This window comes from Flavobacterium sp. CG_9.10 (assembly GCF_015752245.1).
GTDB lineage: Bacteria > Bacteroidota > Bacteroidia > Flavobacteriales > Flavobacteriaceae > Flavobacterium.
In genome coordinates this window covers 117,467-136,811 of the sequence record NZ_JADOVD010000003.1, presented here as the reverse complement: position 1 = coordinate 136,811, position 19,345 = coordinate 117,467, and the positions used below count along the sequence as shown (strand labels likewise).

20 protein-coding genes are annotated in these 19,345 nt (G+C 33.3%); all 20 read left to right on the top strand.

The genetic code is table 11. The annotated features are described in order from the left end of the window. Positions 1-286 precede the first annotated feature (286 nt). The 20 genes from IWX84_RS03535 to IWX84_RS03440 all read left to right on the top strand — a co-directional run bounded on the left by IWX84_RS03535 (position 287) and on the right by IWX84_RS03440 (position 19,326). On the top strand, positions 287-694 hold the full coding sequence (locus IWX84_RS03535) for a sugar 3,4-ketoisomerase (RefSeq protein WP_196849388.1): 408 nt from the start codon (positions 287-289) through the stop codon (positions 692-694). Beyond that, positions 687-1,115, top strand: a complete 429-nt coding sequence (locus IWX84_RS03530) for a sugar 3,4-ketoisomerase (protein ID WP_196849387.1) — start codon at positions 687-689, stop codon at positions 1,113-1,115. Before IWX84_RS03535 ends, IWX84_RS03530 begins: the two co-directional genes overlap by 8 nt. Further along, complete coding sequence (locus IWX84_RS03525) at positions 1,099-2,091, top strand: 3-oxoacyl-ACP synthase III family protein (protein ID WP_196849386.1); 993 nt, start codon at positions 1,099-1,101, stop codon at positions 2,089-2,091. The genes IWX84_RS03530 and IWX84_RS03525 overlap by 17 nt, the downstream gene beginning before the upstream one ends. A 15-nt stretch (positions 2,092-2,106) precedes the next feature. Then, the gene (locus tag IWX84_RS03520) at positions 2,107-2,793 is read left to right on the top strand and encodes an SDR family oxidoreductase (RefSeq protein ID WP_196849385.1); all 687 of its coding nucleotides are present in this window, start codon (positions 2,107-2,109) and stop codon (positions 2,791-2,793) included. After that, positions 2,790-3,722, top strand: coding sequence for a hypothetical protein (locus IWX84_RS03515; RefSeq protein ID WP_196849384.1), 933 nt, complete (start codon positions 2,790-2,792; stop codon positions 3,720-3,722). The genes IWX84_RS03520 and IWX84_RS03515 overlap by 4 nt, the downstream gene beginning before the upstream one ends. Continuing rightward, positions 3,719-4,825 carry a DegT/DnrJ/EryC1/StrS family aminotransferase gene (locus IWX84_RS03510; RefSeq protein WP_196849504.1) on the top strand — a complete coding sequence of 369 codons (1,107 nt, stop codon included), beginning with the start codon at positions 3,719-3,721 and terminating at the stop codon, positions 4,823-4,825. Before IWX84_RS03515 ends, IWX84_RS03510 begins: the two co-directional genes overlap by 4 nt. Before the next feature lie 38 nt (positions 4,826-4,863). Then, positions 4,864-6,324 (top strand): O-antigen translocase, encoded by a 1,461-nt coding sequence (locus IWX84_RS03505; protein ID WP_196849383.1) that lies wholly within the window; start codon positions 4,864-4,866, stop codon positions 6,322-6,324. Beyond that, the gene (locus IWX84_RS03500; RefSeq protein ID WP_196849382.1) at positions 6,321-7,823 is read left to right on the top strand and encodes a hypothetical protein; all 1,503 of its coding nucleotides are present in this window, start codon (positions 6,321-6,323) and stop codon (positions 7,821-7,823) included. The genes IWX84_RS03505 and IWX84_RS03500 overlap by 4 nt, the downstream gene beginning before the upstream one ends. A gap of 17 nt (positions 7,824-7,840) precedes the next feature. Beyond that, the gene (locus IWX84_RS03495; RefSeq protein ID WP_196849381.1) at positions 7,841-8,473 is read left to right on the top strand and encodes an acyltransferase; all 633 of its coding nucleotides are present in this window, start codon (positions 7,841-7,843) and stop codon (positions 8,471-8,473) included. 162 nt (positions 8,474-8,635) lie between these two features. After that, positions 8,636-9,481: a hypothetical protein gene (locus IWX84_RS03490; protein WP_196849380.1), complete on the top strand. Its 846-nt coding sequence runs from the start codon at positions 8,636-8,638 to the stop codon at positions 9,479-9,481. A gap of 28 nt (positions 9,482-9,509) precedes the next feature. Next, the gene (locus IWX84_RS03485; RefSeq protein WP_196849379.1) at positions 9,510-10,433 is read left to right on the top strand and encodes a glycosyltransferase family 2 protein; all 924 of its coding nucleotides are present in this window, start codon (positions 9,510-9,512) and stop codon (positions 10,431-10,433) included. A gap of 199 nt (positions 10,434-10,632) precedes the next feature. Beyond that, positions 10,633-11,802 carry a glycosyltransferase family 4 protein gene (locus tag IWX84_RS03480; protein ID WP_196849378.1) on the top strand — a complete coding sequence of 390 codons (1,170 nt, stop codon included), beginning with the start codon at positions 10,633-10,635 and terminating at the stop codon, positions 11,800-11,802. After that, entirely contained in the window at positions 11,803-12,990 is a 1,188-nt protein-coding gene (locus tag IWX84_RS15530; RefSeq protein ID WP_410743750.1) for an EpsG family protein, read from the top strand. Positions 12,991-13,009: 19 nt separating this feature from the next. Continuing rightward, positions 13,010-13,747: a glycosyltransferase family 2 protein gene (locus IWX84_RS03470; protein ID WP_231385403.1), complete on the top strand. Its 738-nt coding sequence runs from the start codon at positions 13,010-13,012 to the stop codon at positions 13,745-13,747. Positions 13,748-13,972: 225 nt separating this feature from the next. After that, positions 13,973-15,079, top strand: a complete 1,107-nt coding sequence (locus tag IWX84_RS03465) for a glycosyltransferase (RefSeq protein WP_196849375.1) — start codon at positions 13,973-13,975, stop codon at positions 15,077-15,079. After that, positions 15,079-15,978, top strand: a complete 900-nt coding sequence (locus IWX84_RS03460) for an NAD-dependent epimerase/dehydratase family protein (protein WP_196849374.1) — start codon at positions 15,079-15,081, stop codon at positions 15,976-15,978. Before IWX84_RS03465 ends, IWX84_RS03460 begins: the two co-directional genes overlap by 1 nt. 102 nt (positions 15,979-16,080) lie before the next feature. Further along, positions 16,081-16,629 (top strand): dTDP-4-dehydrorhamnose 3,5-epimerase, encoded by a 549-nt coding sequence (gene rfbC / locus IWX84_RS03455; protein ID WP_196849373.1) that lies wholly within the window; start codon positions 16,081-16,083, stop codon positions 16,627-16,629. Between the two features lie 213 nt (positions 16,630-16,842). Next, complete coding sequence (gene rfbD / locus IWX84_RS03450; protein ID WP_196849372.1) at positions 16,843-17,700, top strand: dTDP-4-dehydrorhamnose reductase; 858 nt, start codon at positions 16,843-16,845, stop codon at positions 17,698-17,700. 153 nt (positions 17,701-17,853) lie between these two features. Further along, entirely contained in the window at positions 17,854-18,903 is a 1,050-nt protein-coding gene (gene rfbB, locus IWX84_RS03445) for a dTDP-glucose 4,6-dehydratase (RefSeq protein ID WP_196849371.1), read from the top strand. A gap of 24 nt (positions 18,904-18,927) precedes the next feature. After that, positions 18,928-19,326 (top strand): GxxExxY protein, encoded by a 399-nt coding sequence (locus tag IWX84_RS03440; protein WP_196849370.1) that lies wholly within the window; start codon positions 18,928-18,930, stop codon positions 19,324-19,326. Positions 19,327-19,345 lie beyond the last annotated feature (19 nt).

The following is a 19,345-nucleotide window of genomic DNA, read 5'->3' as shown; positions in this document are numbered from 1 at the left end:
GCTGGTTATTCGTATTGTCTCGAAAAAGCGATTGTAAGCAAGGTCCTAATGTTTTTGATAAAAAATGTTTTAGATGACTTTAAATCAACATAGAAATCTTACCCATCTCTTAATTGAGGGAGGATATATTACAATTGCAAATTGAGCGAAATAGCAGTAGTAAAGTGAATATAGTATATCGTAATACCTTTGAATCTACGTCAAGAAAAATCCACTTTGGTTAGTGCTATTGGTGCTTTTTCTGACGATTCTTTTGTTATATTAGTAAAATATTTATAATTATTTAATGAGTGATAACATAAAATTAATAGATTTTCCGAAAATACAAGATCCAAGAGGAAATTTAACCTTTTTGCAATATCCTAATCAGATTCCTTTTAAAATTCAAAGGGTTTATTGGACTTATGATGTTCCTGGGGGTGGAATAAGAGGGGGTCATGCTTATTTTAAGCAACAGGAAATCATTGTAGCCTTAAGCGGAAGTTTTGATGTTGTGGTTACAAATACTGACGGAACTACTGAAAAGTTTTCATTAAATAGGAGTTATTATGGTTTGTATTTACCACCTAAGACATGGCGGCATATAGAAAATTTTTCTACCAATGCTTTAGCTTTACATGTTTCCAGTGAGCCTTTTTCTAAAGAAGATTACATCAGAGATTTTGAGAATTTTAAAAAGTTGTCGAATGAATAATAAAAATAGTGTTTTTGAGTGTAATCTTTTGCATTTAAATCAAATTGGTGATCGAAATGGTCATATCACCGCTGTTACTAATAATTTTCAAATTCCATTTACTGTAAAGAGAATTTTTTATTTGTATGATATTCCTGGTGGGGAATCCAGAGGGGCACATGCACATAAAGAGTGTCATCAGTTTTTGGTTGCAGCGAGTGGTAGTTTTGAAGTTTTACTGGATGATGGTTTCACTAAAAGACAAGTATTACTTAACAGACCTGATGTAGGGTTGCATATTCCACCAGGAATTTGGGCCTCTGAAATTAACTTCTCCAGTGGTTCCATTTGTCTAGTGCTGGCATCTCATGAATATAACGAGAGTGATTATATAAGGCATTTTGACGATTATAAAACATATATAAATGAAGCAGTTAGTTAGAACAGTTAAGATAATTGGATCAGGAGCTTATGTTCCTGAAAACAGAATTACAAATTCAGAGTTAGAAAAGTCAATTGACACTAATAGTGAGTGGATTTTTGAACATTTAGGGATAAATGAACGGCGAATAGCGGAGGATAACCAATGTACAAGCGATTTAGCTTCATTAGCGGGTGCAATGGCTATTAAAAATGCAGGATTGACTAAAGACGACATTGAACTGATTATTGTAGCTACTTCCACTCCAGACCGTTTGGCACCATCAACAGCTTCTATTGTACAAGATAAACTACAAGCTTATAATGCGGTAGCTTTCGATATATCCGCTGTTTGTAGTGGTTTTTTATTCGCTATGTCAGTAGCATCTCAATATATCGCCAGTGGCGTTTATAATAATGTATTGGTGATTGGTGCAGATACGTTTTCTAAAATTATCGATTGGAAAAGAAGAGATGCCGTTTTTTTTGGGGATGGTGCCGGTGCTGCAGTTTTAACTAGTGCTTCAGAAAACGAAGGTTTTTTAGCCTACCGATTATATACTGATGGAAGAGGTAAATTTGAGTTTACAATTCCCGCAGGTGGTTCTGAATTCCCAGCAAACCAAAATACTATAGATAATAATTTGCATTATTTCCAAATGAATGGGAAAGCAGTTTATGATACCGCCACAAAAGTTTTACCTCTTGCTATAAATCAAGTATTAGCAGATACTAATTTAACTATAGACGACATCGATTTAATGATTCCTCATCAGCCAAGTATTAAAATACTTCAAAAAACTGCTGAAATTTTGGGCTTGCCATTTGAAAAGGTAATGACAAACATGGATAAATATGCGAATACTTCGGGAGGAACTATTCCAATTTTACTGCATGAAACATTACAAGCAGGTAAAATAAAAAAAGGATCAAATATTTTATTTGCTGCCGTTGGTAGCGGTTGGACGTATGGAGCTGCAATTATTAAATGGGCGTAATTTAAAAATAATTTTATGATTATAATAACAGGAGCCTCTAAAGGCATTGGGAAGTATTTAGCCGAAGAATACAGTAAAAAGGATATCAATGTTTTTGGGATATATAATTCTACATTTATAGAAAGTACTCATCCCAAAACAGTGTTTTTTAAGGTAGATACTACGAAGGACGTTGAAATTAAAAGTTGGATTGAAAATAATCAATCTGATTTAAAAGAAATTACTTTAATAAATTGTGCGGGGATTAATTATAATTCATTTGCTCATAAAGCTGATATCCAAAAATGGAGAGAAGTTATTGAAGTTAATTTAATAGGTACTTTTAACATGATTAGTAGTTTGCTCCCTTTCATGAGAGAACAATCATTTGGAAGAATCATAAATTTTGGTTCAGTTGTGGCAGAATTGCCGTCGCCAGGTGTTAGTGCTTATGCGGCTTCTAAATCAGCACTTTTTGGGATGTCTAAATCAATAGCTATAGAGAATGCAAGCAAAGGTGTGACTATAAATAATATTAACTTAGGGTACTCTGAATTAGGGATGATAAGTGAGGTACCGGAGAAATTTTTGGAAGATATCAAAAAAAGAATTCCCTCAAACAAATTATGTAAGCCATCTGATATTTTCAACACTATTGAATATTTACGTAATACGGAATATGTCAATGGTACGGAAATTAACATTAATGGCGGAATTATATGATTTTAGACTTAATTTCTGCTAGAAAAGATATCCTTTTTCATTATTCACCCTATAGCTTTTTTCCGAAGAAAGATCAGGAGAAAATTTTTCAACATAGTATTGTTAAGGGAATTGAAAAAAATCTTGATGATGAAAATGTACAAACTTTGCAAATTGATGTTTTGGGTCATAAGCATGTTTTTATTGTCAAGTTTTTAAAATGGGATTCTGATTATTTTAATCTGCCTACTTATAAGTTATTATATGTTTTATATGCTCACAAGGACTACAATATCTTAAAAAATGCTGTAAAAATTTTCGTAAAGGATTTTTTTAAAGAGAAAGGGCGATATTGCTTCTCTGAAATTCCAAGTGAAGATATTTTCACCATTCAGGCCTTAAACGAAAGCGGATTTAAACTAGTAGAGAATCGATTAACTTATTATTTGGATTTAAAGAATTATATCCATGAAAGATATGACGTACGATCAGCAACAGTAGAAGATATCCCAAATTTAAAAAGAGTTGCTAGAGAAATGCGCAATGATTATGATCGATTTCATGCTGAAACAATATTTGACTTGGGTAAGGCAGATGAATTCCTAGCCACTTATATAGAGGAATCAATAAAAGGATTTTCCGATTTCACTATGGTTCCAGCCGAGTTGGGAGTTCCTGCAGATGCATTTTTAACCGCTAACTATCTTGTTGATGAATGGGATTATATTGGTGAAAAAGTTTCTAAAATGGTTCTTTCTTCAGTTTCCTCACAAACTTGTAAAGGTTGGTATCTTAAATTAATTAGTGAGATGGCCTATCATTTAAAGTCAATTGGAGCCCAATATGCCTTTATGCATCCCGCAACAACTAATAGAGCCGTAATTCATACGTATGAGAAACTAGGTTGTAAATATGGTAAATGTGTACATATATTAACATATACATCATGATTAAATTTTTAGATTTACAAAAGATAAATGCTCAATATGCTGAGGAACTAAAAAAAGTTGCTGTAGAAGTTATAGATAGCGGTTGGTATTTACTAGGAGAGCAAGTAAAACAATTTGAAAATAATTTGATTTCTTTTCAAGACGGCGGAAATGCTGTTGCTGTTGCTAATGGTCTAGATGCTTTGCGTCTTATTTTTAAGGCATATATAGAGTTAGGTTTAATGCAGGAGGGAGACGAAGTTATTGTACCTGCAAATACCTACATTGCTTCAGTATTAGCTATTACTGATAATAAATTGGTACCTATATTAGTTGAGCCAGATTTAAATACCTATAATTTAGATTTGAATTTGATTGAAAGTAAAATTACTATACGTACCAAAGCTATTATGGTAGTTCACCTTTATGGACGCGTTTGCTGGAGTAAAGAATTAGAAACTTTAGCCGCCAAAAATAATTTAAAAATCATTGAGGATAATGCTCAAGCTATAGGTGCAAGATGGGAAGGAATTAGAACTGGTAATTTAGGGGATGCTGCAGGTTTTAGTTTCTATCCAGGAAAAAATTTAGGAGCATTAGGGGATTCAGGCGCTGTAACGACAAACAATCTAGAACTAGCAAAAGTAGTACGTACGTTAGCAAATTATGGTTCAGCTCAAAAATACATAAATAAATTTCAGGGTTTAAATAGTCGCATGGATGAAATTCAAGCTGCATTTTTGAATGTTAAACTTCGTTATTTAGATCATGAAAGTATTCGACGCCAAGAAATTGCAACCTATTATCTTGAAAACATAAACAATAGTAAAATTGTTTTACCAAATCCTGGAGAAAATAATGAACATGTTTGGCATCTTTTTGTTGTTCGCACGCTAAATCGAGATGTTCTACAGGAGTATTTGGAAGAGAATGGTATTCAAACTTTAATTCATTATCCAATTCCTTTGCATAAACAAGAATGTTATTCTTCACTGGCCGATAATTATCTACCTATAACCGAGAAGATTCACCAAGAAGTTTTGAGTTTGCCAATAAGTCCTGTAATGAGTGCGGAAGAAGTGAAAAGAGTGGTGGATGTGATAAATAAATATTTAGTTATTTAGTTATTATGAGTGAAAACCAATCCTCGTACAGGAATATAATGAAAGCGACTTCCATATTTGGGGGAGTTCAAGTCTTTACCATCTTAATTTCTATTATACGGTCGAAGTTTATAGCTTTATTTCTTGGCGCAACAGGTTTAGGGATTGTTGGTTTGTTGAATTCAACAACCAGTTTAATTGGAGGAATTACAAATTTTGGTCTAAGTACTAGTGCCGTAAGAGATGTTTCAGTTGCCAACAACAACGGCGATGATATGCGTGTTGGATTGGTGGTAAGTGTTTTAAGACGATGGGTTTGGGTTACAGGAGCTTTTGGAACGTTGTTAGTTTTATTGCTTTCGCCTTGGCTGAGCGAGATAACTTTTGGAAATAGTAATTATATTTGGTCTTTTGCATTGATTTCTGTTACCCTATTATTTAATCAACTTAATATAGGACAATTAGTGGTTTTGCAAGGAATGCAGAAGTTGCAATATTTAGCAAAGGCAAGTCTTGCAGGTAGTTTTTTGGGATTACTTGTTACCGTTCCATTATATTATTTTTTTGGTAACGATGGTATCGTATCTGCTTTAATTATAGCATCTGTTGTCTCTTTTGTTATTTCTTGGTATTTTGCAAATAAAGTTCACATTACCAAAGTTAGCTTGACCAACGAATTAGCTTTTTCTGAAGGAAAAAGTATGTTAAAAATGGGTTTTCTAATTAGTCTTAGCGGTTTGTTGGTAACTGCATCAACATATATAATTCAATTATATATTAGTTATAGAGGAGGAGTTGATCAAGTAGGCTTATTTACTGCAGGGTTTTCTATAATCAATACCTATGTTGGATTAGTTTTTACAGCTATGGCAACAGATTATTTTCCCAGACTTTCTGCAGTAGCAAAATCTAATGAATTAAGCAAAAAAACGATTAATCAGCAGGCTGAAGTTTCTATTTTGATTTTAGGACCTATCCTTATTGTCTTCTTGGTATTTATAAAATTGATAATTATTATTTTATATTCTAATACGTTTGTCGCTATAGAGGAAATGGTATTATGGTTAGCGTTAGCTACTTTTTTTAAAGCTTCAGCTTGGTCTGTTAGTTTTATTTTGCTGGCTAAAGGCGATACTAAAATATTTTTCTGGAATGAACTTTTAGCAAACTGTTATGTGTTGCTATTTGATTTAGTGGGATATTATTTTTGGGGTTTAGCTGGACTAGGAATATCTTGTTGTGCTACTTATTTAGTTTATTCGTGCCAAGTTATTACTTTAAGTAAAATAAAATATCAGTTTTCATTTGACATTTCCTTTTTGAAGATTTTTTCTATTCAATTTTTATTAGCTGTTTCCTGTTTTGCCGTTGTGAAGTTTGTTGATAAACCATATTCTTATCTCGCTGGATCAATATTTATATTATTATCCGTCTGGCATTCTTATATCGAATTAGAAAAACGATTAGGACTTAAGATTGCCTTGGCTAATTTTTTAAACAATAGATTAAAAAAAGAATGACCAAGTTAACGCTACCATTAATTCGAAATGTTTTTTGTAAAATAAAATCATTAGCACTTAGAGAGTTTGAAAATAAAAATTATGAGGCTTCACTAAAGCATATCGAAACTGCGGCAGAGATCGCATATAACTTTAATTGGATTTATACTGATGAAGAATTAGAAAATCTATTGATTAATATATCTAATTCAATTATTCTTGAAAAAAAACCATTTATTCCTATTGAAGGAAAAGTTGTTTTTTATGATGTTTTCGCATTAGACAATAGAGGACTTACTCAACAATATTTAAGGGCTTTGATAAGTTGGGGAGTTGAATTGTTATTTATTTTTGAAGGACATGATTTAACACATTCTAAGCAGATAATCAGTGAGATTCAGTCTTACCCTAAAGGAGAATTATTTATTATAGATAAATCTTTGTCAAGACTAGAAAAAATAAAAAGTGTTTATAACAAAATTATTGATTTTAAACCAGAAAAGGCATTTCTTCATTTACAACCTTCTAGTTCAGTTGCTGTAACTGTTTGGAATCATTTTGATGAAGTGACCCGCTATCAAATAAACTTGACTGACCATGCCTTTTGGTTAGGAGTTAAATGTATTGATTATTGCTTAGAATTTAGAGATTATGGTTGTACTGTTTCATCTGAGAAGAGAAAGTTGCCTAAAGATAAGTTACTTATTCAACCTTATTATCCAATATTAGATTGTCAACCATTTATTGGACTTCCATCTCAGATTCCTACTGATTCGATCAAGATTTTCACAGGTGGGTCGTATTATAAAATGTATGGTAAATCAGATATGTTTTTTACGTTGTTGAAATTACTTTTCGATTTAAACCCAAAAGTGGTACTCTTATTGGCAGGACATGGAGATGATGCACCAATAAAGAAATTTGTCTATGATAATGATTTTCAAAATCGATTGTTTATTTTAGGATCGCGGCCAGACATAACTCATGTTTTTGAAAGTTGCGATATTTATTTATGTACATATCCAATTAGTGGGGGTCTTATGGGACAGTACGCCGCAAGATTAGCAAAACCAATATTATCTTATTCTTCTGATGATTTACGGTGTAACTTTTTAGAAGGGTTTATTAACTTTAATAGCACGTCAAATTTTAAAATTACTCATACTAGCCTGAATTCATTTAAAGTCGAAGCTTTAAAATTGATTGAAAATAGGTCTTATCGAGCTGTTTTAGGTTCACAGAATAAAAAAAATATCATTAGTGAAAAAGAGTTTTCAGAACATTTGAAGAAAGTAGTTACTTCGAATAAAATGGAAATTCCTTTCAAACATGAAGTTATAAATTATGTGGCTTTTAGTAATTTATATATTGAGAATGAAAATAATTATTTAAAACAGTTTGATTTTTTTATTGTCAGCCGTTTTAAATTTAACGTCATATTTTTATTTCCTAAAATTGTTTTATCTTTTATTTTTAATCTATCGAACTGGCATCTTTTTTTTAAAAGAATTCTTAAATAATTGACAACGTTTGTAAAATGAAACAAATTATAAAAAAAATAGTACTGAGAATTCTATATTTTTTTTCCTATATTTTTTCTCCAGGACTAATTGTAAAATTATCCATAAGATATAATCAGTTATATTCAATCTGGTTTTTAAGAGAATTTAAAGCAGTAGGAGAAGATTTTTTAATTTCATCACCATTATATTTACATGGAGGAAAATATATTACTATAGGAGAAGGATTTTCCTGTCAAAAACGATTGCATTTACACGCTTTTGATGAGGTTTTAGGAGTTAAATTTACTCCTGAAATCAAAATAGGAAATCATGTTTCCATACAGCATGATTGCCATATTGGTGCAATAAAAAAGATTACCATTGGCAATAATGTTTTGTTGGCAAGTAAAGTTTATATCAGTGATCATTTTCACGGTGAAATAACAAAAGAAGCTTTATTATTACCCCCATCTCTAAGAAAATTGTTTAGTAAAGGCCCTGTAATTATTGAAGATAATGTTTGGTTAGGGGAAGGAGTAGTTGTGCTACCTGGGGTAACTATTGGCGAAAATTCGATTGTCGGCGCGAATGCGGTAGTTACTAGATCAATTCCAAGAAATTGTGTCGCTGCTGGGAATCCTGCTCGAGTTGTCAGAGAACTTACGTAATTAGCAAAGCCATCGCTATTTAAAATCATAATATAATTTAAGGATGAATCAACCCGATTAGTTCTTAAAAAAACATTTCTTCACTAATCGATTATTTTTTTTGCACTTCATGTGCATCGTTGCACCTGAATTTTTTTAATATAAAAAAGAATACCTTCCTTCATGAAATTAGCAGCAATAGTAGTTGTTTATTACCCCGATTTAAATGATTTAAAAAAAAATATCCTGAGGTATATTGCCGATGTGGATGTATTGATTCTTTGGGACAATACCCCTAACAGCGTTGGTGGTCCATTGTTCATTGATTTGCCCGGATATGAAGAGAAGATACAACAGTTTTCTACAGGAAAAAATGAATTTATTGCTTATCCATTGAATCAGGCCATTGACTGGTGTATCACGAATCAGTATACTCATTTGCTTACGATGGATCAGGACAGTTTATTTGAAGACGGTAGTTTTAAATTATTTAAAAGTAGGATACAATTCAATTTAGGAAACAGAAATGCTATTTATGGTGTGAATCCAAATAGCACATTTGCTGATCAGGATGACTTTTTGCAGACTAGCTGGTGTATTACTTCTGGTTCCATATACGATGTTACCATAATAAATGAAATTGGCGGTTTCAGAGAAGATTATAAAATTGACTGCGTGGATAATGAAATTTGTTTTAGAGCCAATTTACAGGGATACAAAACAGTAGTGGATACCCATTGTATTTTGCATCAGATTTATGGCAGTCATCAAAAATCAATTTTTGGCTTTACGACTTTAGGGTATTCTCCTTTCAGGACATATTCTATCTTATGCAATCATATCATGTTGTGGAAGCAATACCCCCAGCAGATAGAAACAATCCTGAAGAAAGAAATTGTTAAGGAGTATTTTATTTACAGATTTGTAAAAGTATTGTTGAGTGAAAATAAGAAAATGGATAAATCAATCGCCTTATTTTATGGTTTTATGGACGGTATTAGAGGCAAAAGAAAAGACAGATTTTGTTAAACCGTAATTTAAAATTTAGCCTTATCAAATGAAAATTACCGTTTCCATTGTAATAGTAAATTATAATACAAAAGATTTACTGGTCGATTGTATTAATTCCGTTTATGAAAGAACAAAAGGTCTTTCTTTTGAAGTACTTGTCGTAGATAATGATTCGTATGACGGATCAGAAGTACTAATCAGAGATAAATTCCCTGAAATCAATTTTATTCAAAGTGGTGCGAATATAGGATTCGGTCGAGCCAATAATTTAGGAATACAAAAAGCAAAAGGGGATTACATTTTTCTGCTTAATTCAGACACTATTTTACTTAATAATGCGATTGCAATTCTTAGTGATTATTTGGATAAAAATAGTTCGGTAGCGGTTTGTGGAGCTAATTTATATGATGCCAATCAGCAGCCAACCGACTCTTTCTGTCAACTAATGCCCGGCATTTATACAGATGCAGATGTTCTTTTTGGGGGTGTTTTTTCAAAACTTCGTTTCGGCAAAAACAGTATTTTTAATCATTCTGATCAAAATTTGATTTTAAATGGATACGTAACGGGCGCTGACATGATGATTCGAAAAAAAGTCCTTGATGAAGTGGGTTTGTTTGATCCGGATTTTTTTATGTATTTTGAGGAAACCGAGTTAACCTCGAGAATAAAAAAACGAGGGTATGCGATAGCATCCGTGCCAGAGGCCAAAATTATACATTTAGAAGGTGCTTCAGAAACGATTAAAGAAAATACCATGCGCCGCATGATAAAAAGCAAATACATCTACTTCGAGAAGACCAATAAAAAGGAATGGATATCTGTTTCTTATCTACTCTTTCTATTGACGGCATGGACAAGAATCGTACTTTTTAAAATCAAAGGCAATCATGAAAGGGATGCGTATTGGGCATCTTGTCTGAAATTAAACCAGTATGAATACCAGCTGTACCGGGAATCTAAAAAATAATCAATGATTAGTGGAGCAGCAACGCAGTTTAATTCAAAATTGATTCGTTCCAAAAAGGTACTTTTGTAACATTTTTTTTTATTGAAGTCCGTTCGCAAATAAAAATTGAAATAAAAATCGGTATTCTAATATACCACTTAACTTTATTTCCTGCCGATGCAGGATTGAAAATATAGTTTTTAAGTTTAATTCAACACTAATGAATATCTTATATTTCTGTTCGCCTCCTTTACTGGATTATTCTGCTGAACAAATAAATGATTTAAAACAACATGTGAATTTGCATGTAATGGTTTGTGTGAGTTTGCAAACGCCCAACCATACCATTTTTAAATTAAAAGAAGGTTTTGCTCTCGACGGTATCTATGCATTCGATGCGATAAAAGATAAAATTGAAAATATAAAGTTGTTTGAACACTATTTCGCAGGGTGTCAATCCGTTCATTTTGTATTCTTTCCCCCGAAAATCGGAATGAACATCTTACGGATTACGATGGCGCTTCTTCAACAGCTAAAACGCATAAAACCACAAATTGTTCATTTTGATGATATATCGGGGAGAATGCTGGCTTTTGCATTACTACTGAAAAACAGAAAGATTGTATTGAACGTGCACGATCCGATTGCCCATTCAGGGGAAAAAAATTCGGGCTATGTGATTATGCGCAAAATTCTTTTTCGTAAGATTGCTGCTTTTGCTACTTTTTCTGATTATAGCAGACTATTGTTTGAAAAAGTATTTCATCCCAAAGTGCCGGTTGCCGATTTACGATTGGTCCCGTACTATTCTTATGCGGCGTTAGGTATTAAAAAGATACCGGAGCTCAATAAGTCGCCCAATGAAAAGGTGCTTTTGTTTTTTGGAAGACTATCGCCTTACAAAGGAATCGATGAGTTGCTGCGTGCTTTTTCAAAAGTGGTTCAAAAATTCCCTGATATCAAACTGGTCATTGCCGGCAAAGGCAGTTATTCCTATCAGTTGCCGGATGAATTAGTCGGTTCGTCTTCACTGATTACCATCAATAGATTTATTGCCGAAAGCGAAATTAAATCGTTGTTTGAGCAAGCCGATGTTTTAATTTGTCCGTATAGAGATGCAACCCAAAGCGGAGTTTTGATGACTGCCGCAGCTTTTAAAACACCTGTAATTGTGTCTAATGTGGGGGCACTTTCGGAATACATAAAAGACGGAGGCAGGGGGTATGTTTATGATTTGAACGATGAAACGGGTCTGGAAAATTGCATACTGAAAATTCTTGCGGATCCCAAACCAATCGACACGCTTGCTTTACCTACAGATAATGCAGCCGTTTCTAGGAACAGCAAATTGCTTGTAAATCTTTATACTCAACTTTTAGCAAGCCATTAAATGATTCCATACATTTTATTTTTTAGCTTTCTCTTTATCATTTCATTGTTCAATTTAATTAAGATTGAGTCCTTTGAAAAAATAGAGAAATTGCTTTTTTTTATTTTTTGGTTCGTTGTTGTTTTTTTTATCGGGTTTCGGTATAAGATGGCCAATGACTGGTATAATTACAATACAATAATTCGGGGTATCGAACCATTTTGGGATGTTTTATCGGGAAATGCGACTAATTTTCAAGCGGAAAAAGGGATTGAGTACGGATTTAAGATTTTAATTTCCCTAATTAACATGGTTTTTGATCCGGAGACGAGCAGTAGCCTACAGGCTTTAACAGTATTGGTTTCCGTCTTTTGCTACACGGTATTGTTTTATGTTACTTGGAAAGAAGATACGATAACCTATAAATTTTTATTTTTAGCGACGTTCATTTCCTTTACTATGTTTCGGGAATTTGATATTTTAAGACAATCCATCGCCTTCTATATTTTTCTATTGAGCATCAAATATATTAACAACAGTTTTTTTAAATTTTTTCTTTTAAATGTTTTGGGGTCCTTATTTCATGTTAGCGCATTAATATTCATACCCTTGTATTTCGTTTTTAAAATTAAATTTAGCAGAATCTTTATATTGTTGCTTTTGCTTTTGCATTTGGTCACAATGATCACCCATTTTTCCTTTGTTACTACTATATTGGAAAGATTAAGTACCTATTTTCCCGAATTGATCTTTGCACAAAAACTGTATTTAAATTCTACAACGGCCGAAGCACAAAGTTCCATAAGTATTGTCGGGATGCTATATGCGATTTACCTTTTATTACTTTTTGTTAATTATGAGAAAATTGATTTTAATAATTATAAATTGAGATTCTTTATCAACTCCTTTTTTATTTTTATAATTATCAATATTTTTTTCTCGGACTCCAAGGATATTGCAGATCGTTTTTCATATTATTTTTATTTAGGAGTAGCTTTTGTTTTTGTTTATTTAATTAAATTTATCCCAAAGGCACTCTATTTTCCCTATGTTTTATTAATATTAATTTTTCCGACCATTCGTTTTTCCAGAATTATTTCCAACCCAATGACTAAAAGTGTGCTAGTTCCCTATCGCAATTACTTTTTTGTTACACCTAGTGAGGAGGATAATCTTTTGATTAAGTGGAAAGAAAAGAATGAGGAATAATAGCATAAAAATGAAGAATATGAAAATTTCAGTTTGTATGGCCACCTTTAATGGAGAGAAATTTATTAAAGAACAAGTACAAAGTATAATCAAACAATTGTCTGCGACCGACGAAATAATAATTTCTGATGATGGGTCTACTGATGAGACCATTAACATCGTTTCTGCTTTTTTAGATCCAAGGATTCGATTGGTTCAGAATGATTCCAGCCAATTCAAACCCAATAAACAAAGCAGATCCTATCAGGTCACCAGAAATTTCGAGAATGCACTTAGCTATGCTACGGGAGATTACATTTTTTTATCTGATCAGGATGACGTCTGGGAAGAGGATAAAGTCGAAGGATGTCTTTTATTATTAAAAGATAAAAAAATCAATCTTATTGTTCATGATGCCAATGTTGTGGATGAATCGGATAAAGTGATAGCGCGGTCCTATTTTGAAAAAGTAAACTCACAGAAGGGTTTTTTTAGAAATATTGTCAAAAACTCCTATTTAGGTTGCTGTATGGTGTTTGATCGGAGTATATTGTTGAAGTCATTGCCATTTCCAAAAGATCTTATTGCACATGATATGTGGATTGGCCTTATCGCTGAAAAAAATGGTAAGGTGGCTTTTGTAGATAATAAATTCATTAGATACAAACGGCATAGCGCTGCTGTAACTGCTTCAGGGATGAAAAGTGATAACAGTCTGAATTTTAAAATAAGATATAGAGTCCAGTTTATACTGCAGTATCTTAAAAGTTTTGTTTAAAACGGAAAAGATGAGCCATTATAATTTAATAACGATGTATTTTTGCCTCTGTTTAGGTCAATAATTTTTTTATTTTAGCGAATAAGAAATGTAGTTTAAAGAAAAAAGAGAAAAGGGCCAAAAGTTACCCGTCTATAAGCAGCTTATGCGAAAGGGAAATCTTGGATCATTAGATCTTAGTGCATCGAATGAGGGAATAGTAATAAAAAATAGTTATCCTACGTCATGAAAATATTGAACATCGTAAAATATTACGATCCCTGTCAAGGTGGTATGGAATCAGTTGTTAAAAATATAGTAGAAGGGATTGTTGCCATTTCAGATGCAACTGATTTCACAGTTTATTCCAACAACCATTTAAGGAATTACCGCAAGGAGACGAATCAATTAAATAGGATTACAGTCACCAAAGAAGCGACACCTCTTTACCTAAAAAGCCAGCCTCTCAATTTAAGATATCCTTCCTTAAAGAAATTAATCAAGGACCATAATGTAATCCATCATCATTATCCTTTTCCAACGATGGAGTTCACTTTACTTAGGTATCTAAAAAAAATGGATGATAAGAAATTCATAATCACTTGGCATGCCAATATTAAAAATTCCAGATGGAGTTGGATAGAAAAGGTCTACAACCCAATGATTAAAAAATTATTGGATAGAGCGGATTCAATAGTAGTAACATCACCGCAATTATTTGAAGCATCCGATATTTTAAAAAAATACAGAGAGAAAGTTACTGTTATTCCACTGAGTTTTGATCCCAAATATTCCTTGTCTGATTGCAAAAAATATCCCGAAAATCGATGTTTTAAGTTGCTTTTTGTGGGTAAATTAAGGAAATACAAAGGCGTAGAATATTTAATAAAGGCGATCGAAACTTTAAATGTAAAACTAACTGTTGTTGGTAATGGTGAAGAGCAGGCAAATTTAGAAGAATTAGTAGACCGCTTAAAGATCAGAGATAAAGTTTGTTTTATTGCCAATGCGAATGACGAAAAATTAGCGCAGGAATATCTTTCTTCCGATTTATTTATTTTGCCTAGCATTAACGAAGCAGAAGCTTTTGGCGTTGTTCAATTGGAAGCAATGGCAAATGGGCTGCCCGTAATCAATACTCGTTTAGATTCAGGTGTTCCTTTTGTTTCCTTACACGATTATTCCGGAATTACAGTGGAACCGGAAAATTCGGCAGCTTTACAACTGGCAATAGAAAAAATAATAAATGATAAACTATTGTATGAATTTTTTTCTGCAAATGCTTTAGAAAGGGTTAAACTTTTTTCGAGAGAGAAGATGTCAGAAGCTTATTTACGTTTATATACGAATTAATGCGAAATACAATTATAATTACAGGTGCCTCAGGCTTTGTGGGACTGAACATTCAGCAGTATCTGAAAGGAATCTATGATGTACAATCGATTAGTGTTCGTTATATTCCCAATCAGGAACTTAATTTGAAGGCAGATGCGGTTATTCATTTGGCCAGTAAAGCACATGATTTAAAAAAGGTATCCAATCCAATAGCTTATTATGAAGCTAATTTTGAATTAACCAAACAAGTGTTTGACGCTTTCTTACAATCGGATGCCACCGTTTTTATATTTTTAAGTACGGTGAAAGCAGTTGCTGATGCAGTGCAGGGAATCTTAACGGAAGATGTTGTTCCGAATCCAAAAACTCATTATGGAATAGCCAAACAGCAGGCAGAACAGTATTTAGAATCCCAGGAATTACCATTAGGTAAAAGAGTTTACATCTTAAGACCCTGTATGATACATGGCCACGGAAATAAAGGAAATTTGAATGTGTTGTATCAGTTCGTTTCCAAAGGATTGCCATGGCCCTTGGGCGATTTCAAGAATGAGCGCTCGTTCCTGAGTGTCGAAAATCTTTGTTTTGTGATTAAAGAATTATTGGAAAACAGTAGTATACCTTCAGGGGTGTATCAGGTTGCGGACGATCAACCAGTGGCCACAAATGAGCTGATCCAATTATTGGGAAGGAGTTTAGGCAAAAAGAATAAGATTTTGAATATCCCAACATCTTGGATTCAGGTGTGCGCAAAATTAGGAGATTATATACCCTTGGCTCTCAATACGGAACGTTTACAGAAATTGACAGAAAATTATGTAGTTAGCAATCAAAAAATTGTAACCGCAATCGGGAAGCCTTTGCCCATTGAATCCAAAGAAGGTTTGTTAAAAACATTTGATTCATTTAAAAAATAAAAGCATAGTATTTGCCAGACTAAACAATAATTCTGTTTTTTTGTCTAATAAATAATTGCACAAACGAAAGTAACCTTAGTTTTAATAAAATAAAATAATACAATGACCATTGAAAAAACAGCCATAAAAGATTTATTAATTATAACACCAACTGTTTTTAATGACGAGCGTGGTTATTTCTTTGAAGCCTACAACCAAGCCAAGTTCCATGAAAATGGGATCATGTATCAATTTATACAAGACAACCAATCGTTCTCGCAAAGGGGCGTTATCCGCGGATTGCATTTGCAAATTAATCCTTTTGCGCAAGCTAAATTAGTTCGAGTATTACAAGGAGAAATTCTGGATGTTGCCGTAGACTTGCGTAAAAATTCAGCAACTTATGGAAAGCATTTCAGTGTGGTTTTGAGTGCAGACAATAAAAAGCAATTGATGGTTCCTCACGGATTTGCCCATGGTTTTTCGGTTTTGAGCGAAACGGCTTCTGTCCTTTATAAGGTGGACCAATTGTACCATAAAGACAGCGAAAGAGGGATTCGCTTTGATGACCCTACTTTGGCAATCGATTGGCAGATAAATCCAAGTGAAGTGATTGTTTCCGAAAAGGATTTGGTATTGCCGGGGTTTGATGCGATTGATTGGGAGTTTTGAAAAGAATTTAAAGTTTAAGGTTTAAAGTTGTCGGTTGGATTGAGCATTTTTAACCGCAAAGTCCGCAGAAAAGATGCAAAGAATGCAAAGTCTGTGTCATCTGTTGTTAAACGCAAAGAACAAAGGAAATTCAAAAGAGAGAAATAGAAAAAAAATATAAAAAACGATACTGTTTCGTGCTAAAAAATAAGTCGAAAGCATACTACACAAATAATGAAAAAAATTTTAGTAACAGGAGCAACCGGACAATTGGGTTCGGAATTGGAGGTGTTGTCCAAAAATTACAGTCAATTTGAATGGTTTTTTGCCGACAGAACGCAAGTTTCACTGGATAATTTGGCAATATTACAAAGTCAAATAGAAACGATACATCCCGATTTCATATTGAATTGTGGTGCCTACACAGCAGTCGATAAGGCTGAAACTGAGCACGATTTAGCGGATGTCGTAAATCATTTGGCTGTGGCAGTAATCGCTATCTACGCCAAAGAAAATAATGCAAAATTAATTCATATTTCTACTGATTATGTTTTTGACGGTGCGTCCGCCACTGCCTTGACCGAGGAGGCAAAAACAAATCCTATCAATGTGTATGGTGCGACAAAATTAGCGGGAGAAAAAGCTTGTTTGAAAGTACATCCAAATGCAATTATTATACGCACTTCCTGGGTGTATTCCAGTTTTGGGAATAATTTTGTAAAAACCATGTCTCGGTTGATGCAGGAAAGAGACACTTTGAATGTGGTCAATGATCAAGTCGGAGGTCCAACCTATGCGGCCGATTTGGCGCAAGCCATCATGACTATTGTTACCCATAGTAAGTGGCAACCCGGTCTTTATAATTTTTCAAATGAAGGAGAAATCAGTTGGTACGAATTCGCTTTAACAATTAAAGAAATTGGCCATTTTGACTGTAATGTCAGTGGAATTCAATCATCAGCTTATCCTACACCGGCAAAACGACCTGCCTTTTCTTTATTGGATAAAAGTAAAATTGCAACTACTTTTGGTGTTGAAGTACCGCATTACAAACTGAGTTTGAGAAAATGTATGGAGTTGCTGAAAGAGTAAATTTTTATGGTTTAAAGTTTAAAAGGTTTGAAGTTTAAGGTTTGACGTTGTCAAGAAGTTGACGGCTAAAAATTGTGATTAGGAATACAAAATTTCAAAGGGAATTAATGTTTTAATTTCTGAAAAAGAATAGAAATAAAAAAGTGTAATAAAATGAAAAAAATATTAATTACTGGAGGAGCAGGATTTATTGGCTCGCATGTCGTGAGACGTTTTGTAAACAAATATCCGGAGTATCAAATTTTTAATTTGGATGCTCTGACTTATGCCGGGAATTTAGAAAATATAACAGACATTGAGGCTGCACCCAATTATACTTTTATAAAAGGGGATATCGTTGATGCCGATTTTATTGATGCACTTTTTACGGAACATCAATTTGATGGAGTGTTGCATTTAGCTGCTGAATCGCATGTGGATCGTTCCATTACTGATCCATTAGCATTTGTAAAGACTAATGTGATTGGTAGCGTGAATTTATTGAACGCTGCCAAGATGATTTGGAAAGATAATATGGAAGGGAAACGATTTTATCACATTAGTACTGATGAGGTTTATGGTAGTTTAGGCTCCGAAGGATTGTTTACTGAGACTACTGCTTATGATCCCAATTCTCCTTACTCCGCTTCTAAAGCCAGTTCAGACCACTTTGTCAGAGCGTATGGAGAAACCTATGGTTTGCCTTATGTACTGACTAATTGTTCCAATAATTACGGTCCTTTTCATTTTCCTGAAAAATTAATTCCGTTATTTATCAATAATATTATTCAAAACAAACCTTTGCCAGTTTATGGTGACGGGAAATATACCCGCGATTGGCTTTTTGTGGAAGACCATGCCGTTGCGATTGATTTAGTTTTTCATGAAGGAAAAAATCACGATACTTATAATATTGGGGGTTTTAACGAATGGCAAAACATTGATTTGGTGAAATTGCTGTGTAAAATAATGGATGAGAAATTAGGAAGAGCAGCAGGCACTTCTGAACAACTGATTTCCTATGTAAAAGACCGTCCGGGGCATGACTTGAGATATGCCATCGATGCCTCAAAGATTAATAAGGAACTGGGATGGAAACCTTCTGTTACTTTTGAGCAAGGATTGGAAAGAACTGTAAACTGGTATTTGGATAATGAAACGTGGTTAAATAATATAACTTCTGGGGAGTATGCCACTTATTACGAAAAACAGTACACGAATTAATTCGAATTAATCCGAATTTCACTAATGGATGCTACAAATAAAATACTTTACAAAGAAGAAAGCTTCGTCATCATTGGGGCTTGCATGAAAGTTCATCGTTCATTAGGGGCAGGATTCTTGGAGGCAGTCTATGAAGAAGCATTGGAAAAAGAATTTCAAATTCAAAAAATTCCGTTTAAAAGGCAAGTGAAATTGGACTTATATTACGACAATCAGAAATTGAAAAAGCAATATAGATCAGACTTTGTTTGCTATGATACAATTATTTTGGAAATAAAAGCAGTATCACAAATACCAATCACATTTTATGCACAATTGAAAAATTATTTAAAATGTACAAATGTGGAATTAGGCATGTTGATCAATTTCGGCATGCCTTCATTAACTTATAAAAGGATGATTAATTTGAAAAATTCGAATTAATTCGTAAAATTAGCATAAC

Excerpts from the sequence above, each read along its gene's own strand:
- IWX84_RS03510 (WP_196849504.1), top strand. The coding sequence starts at position 3,719 with ATGATTAAATTTTTAGATTTACAAAAGATAAATGCTCAATATGCTGAG.
- IWX84_RS03490 (WP_196849380.1), top strand. The coding sequence starts at position 8,636 with ATGAAATTAGCAGCAATAGTAGTTGTTTATTACCCCGATTTAAATGAT.
- IWX84_RS03460 (WP_196849374.1), top strand. The coding sequence starts at position 15,079 with ATGCGAAATACAATTATAATTACAGGTGCCTCAGGCTTTGTGGGACTG.
- IWX84_RS03465 (WP_196849375.1), top strand. The coding sequence starts at position 13,973 with ATGAAAATATTGAACATCGTAAAATATTACGATCCCTGTCAAGGTGGT.
- IWX84_RS03535 (WP_196849388.1), top strand. The coding sequence starts at position 287 with ATGAGTGATAACATAAAATTAATAGATTTTCCGAAAATACAAGATCCA.
- IWX84_RS03480 (WP_196849378.1), top strand. The coding sequence starts at position 10,633 with ATGAATATCTTATATTTCTGTTCGCCTCCTTTACTGGATTATTCTGCT.
- IWX84_RS03525 (WP_196849386.1), top strand. The coding sequence starts at position 1,099 with ATGAAGCAGTTAGTTAGAACAGTTAAGATAATTGGATCAGGAGCTTAT.
- rfbD (WP_196849372.1), top strand. The coding sequence starts at position 16,843 with ATGAAAAAAATTTTAGTAACAGGAGCAACCGGACAATTGGGTTCGGAA.
- IWX84_RS03500 (WP_196849382.1), top strand. The coding sequence starts at position 6,321 with ATGACCAAGTTAACGCTACCATTAATTCGAAATGTTTTTTGTAAAATA.
- IWX84_RS03495 (WP_196849381.1), top strand. The coding sequence starts at position 7,841 with ATGAAACAAATTATAAAAAAAATAGTACTGAGAATTCTATATTTTTTT.
- IWX84_RS03485 (WP_196849379.1), top strand. The coding sequence starts at position 9,510 with ATGAAAATTACCGTTTCCATTGTAATAGTAAATTATAATACAAAAGAT.
- IWX84_RS03505 (WP_196849383.1), top strand. The coding sequence starts at position 4,864 with ATGAAAGCGACTTCCATATTTGGGGGAGTTCAAGTCTTTACCATCTTA.
- IWX84_RS03520 (WP_196849385.1), top strand. The coding sequence starts at position 2,107 with ATGATTATAATAACAGGAGCCTCTAAAGGCATTGGGAAGTATTTAGCC.
- IWX84_RS03515 (WP_196849384.1), top strand. The coding sequence starts at position 2,790 with ATGATTTTAGACTTAATTTCTGCTAGAAAAGATATCCTTTTTCATTAT.
- IWX84_RS15530 (WP_410743750.1), top strand. The coding sequence starts at position 11,803 with ATGATTCCATACATTTTATTTTTTAGCTTTCTCTTTATCATTTCATTG.
- rfbC (WP_196849373.1), top strand. The coding sequence starts at position 16,081 with ATGACCATTGAAAAAACAGCCATAAAAGATTTATTAATTATAACACCA.
- rfbB (WP_196849371.1), top strand. The coding sequence starts at position 17,854 with ATGAAAAAAATATTAATTACTGGAGGAGCAGGATTTATTGGCTCGCAT.
- IWX84_RS03440 (WP_196849370.1), top strand. The coding sequence starts at position 18,928 with ATGGATGCTACAAATAAAATACTTTACAAAGAAGAAAGCTTCGTCATC.
- IWX84_RS03530 (WP_196849387.1), top strand. The coding sequence starts at position 687 with ATGAATAATAAAAATAGTGTTTTTGAGTGTAATCTTTTGCATTTAAAT.
- IWX84_RS03470 (WP_231385403.1), top strand. The coding sequence starts at position 13,010 with ATGAAAATTTCAGTTTGTATGGCCACCTTTAATGGAGAGAAATTTATT.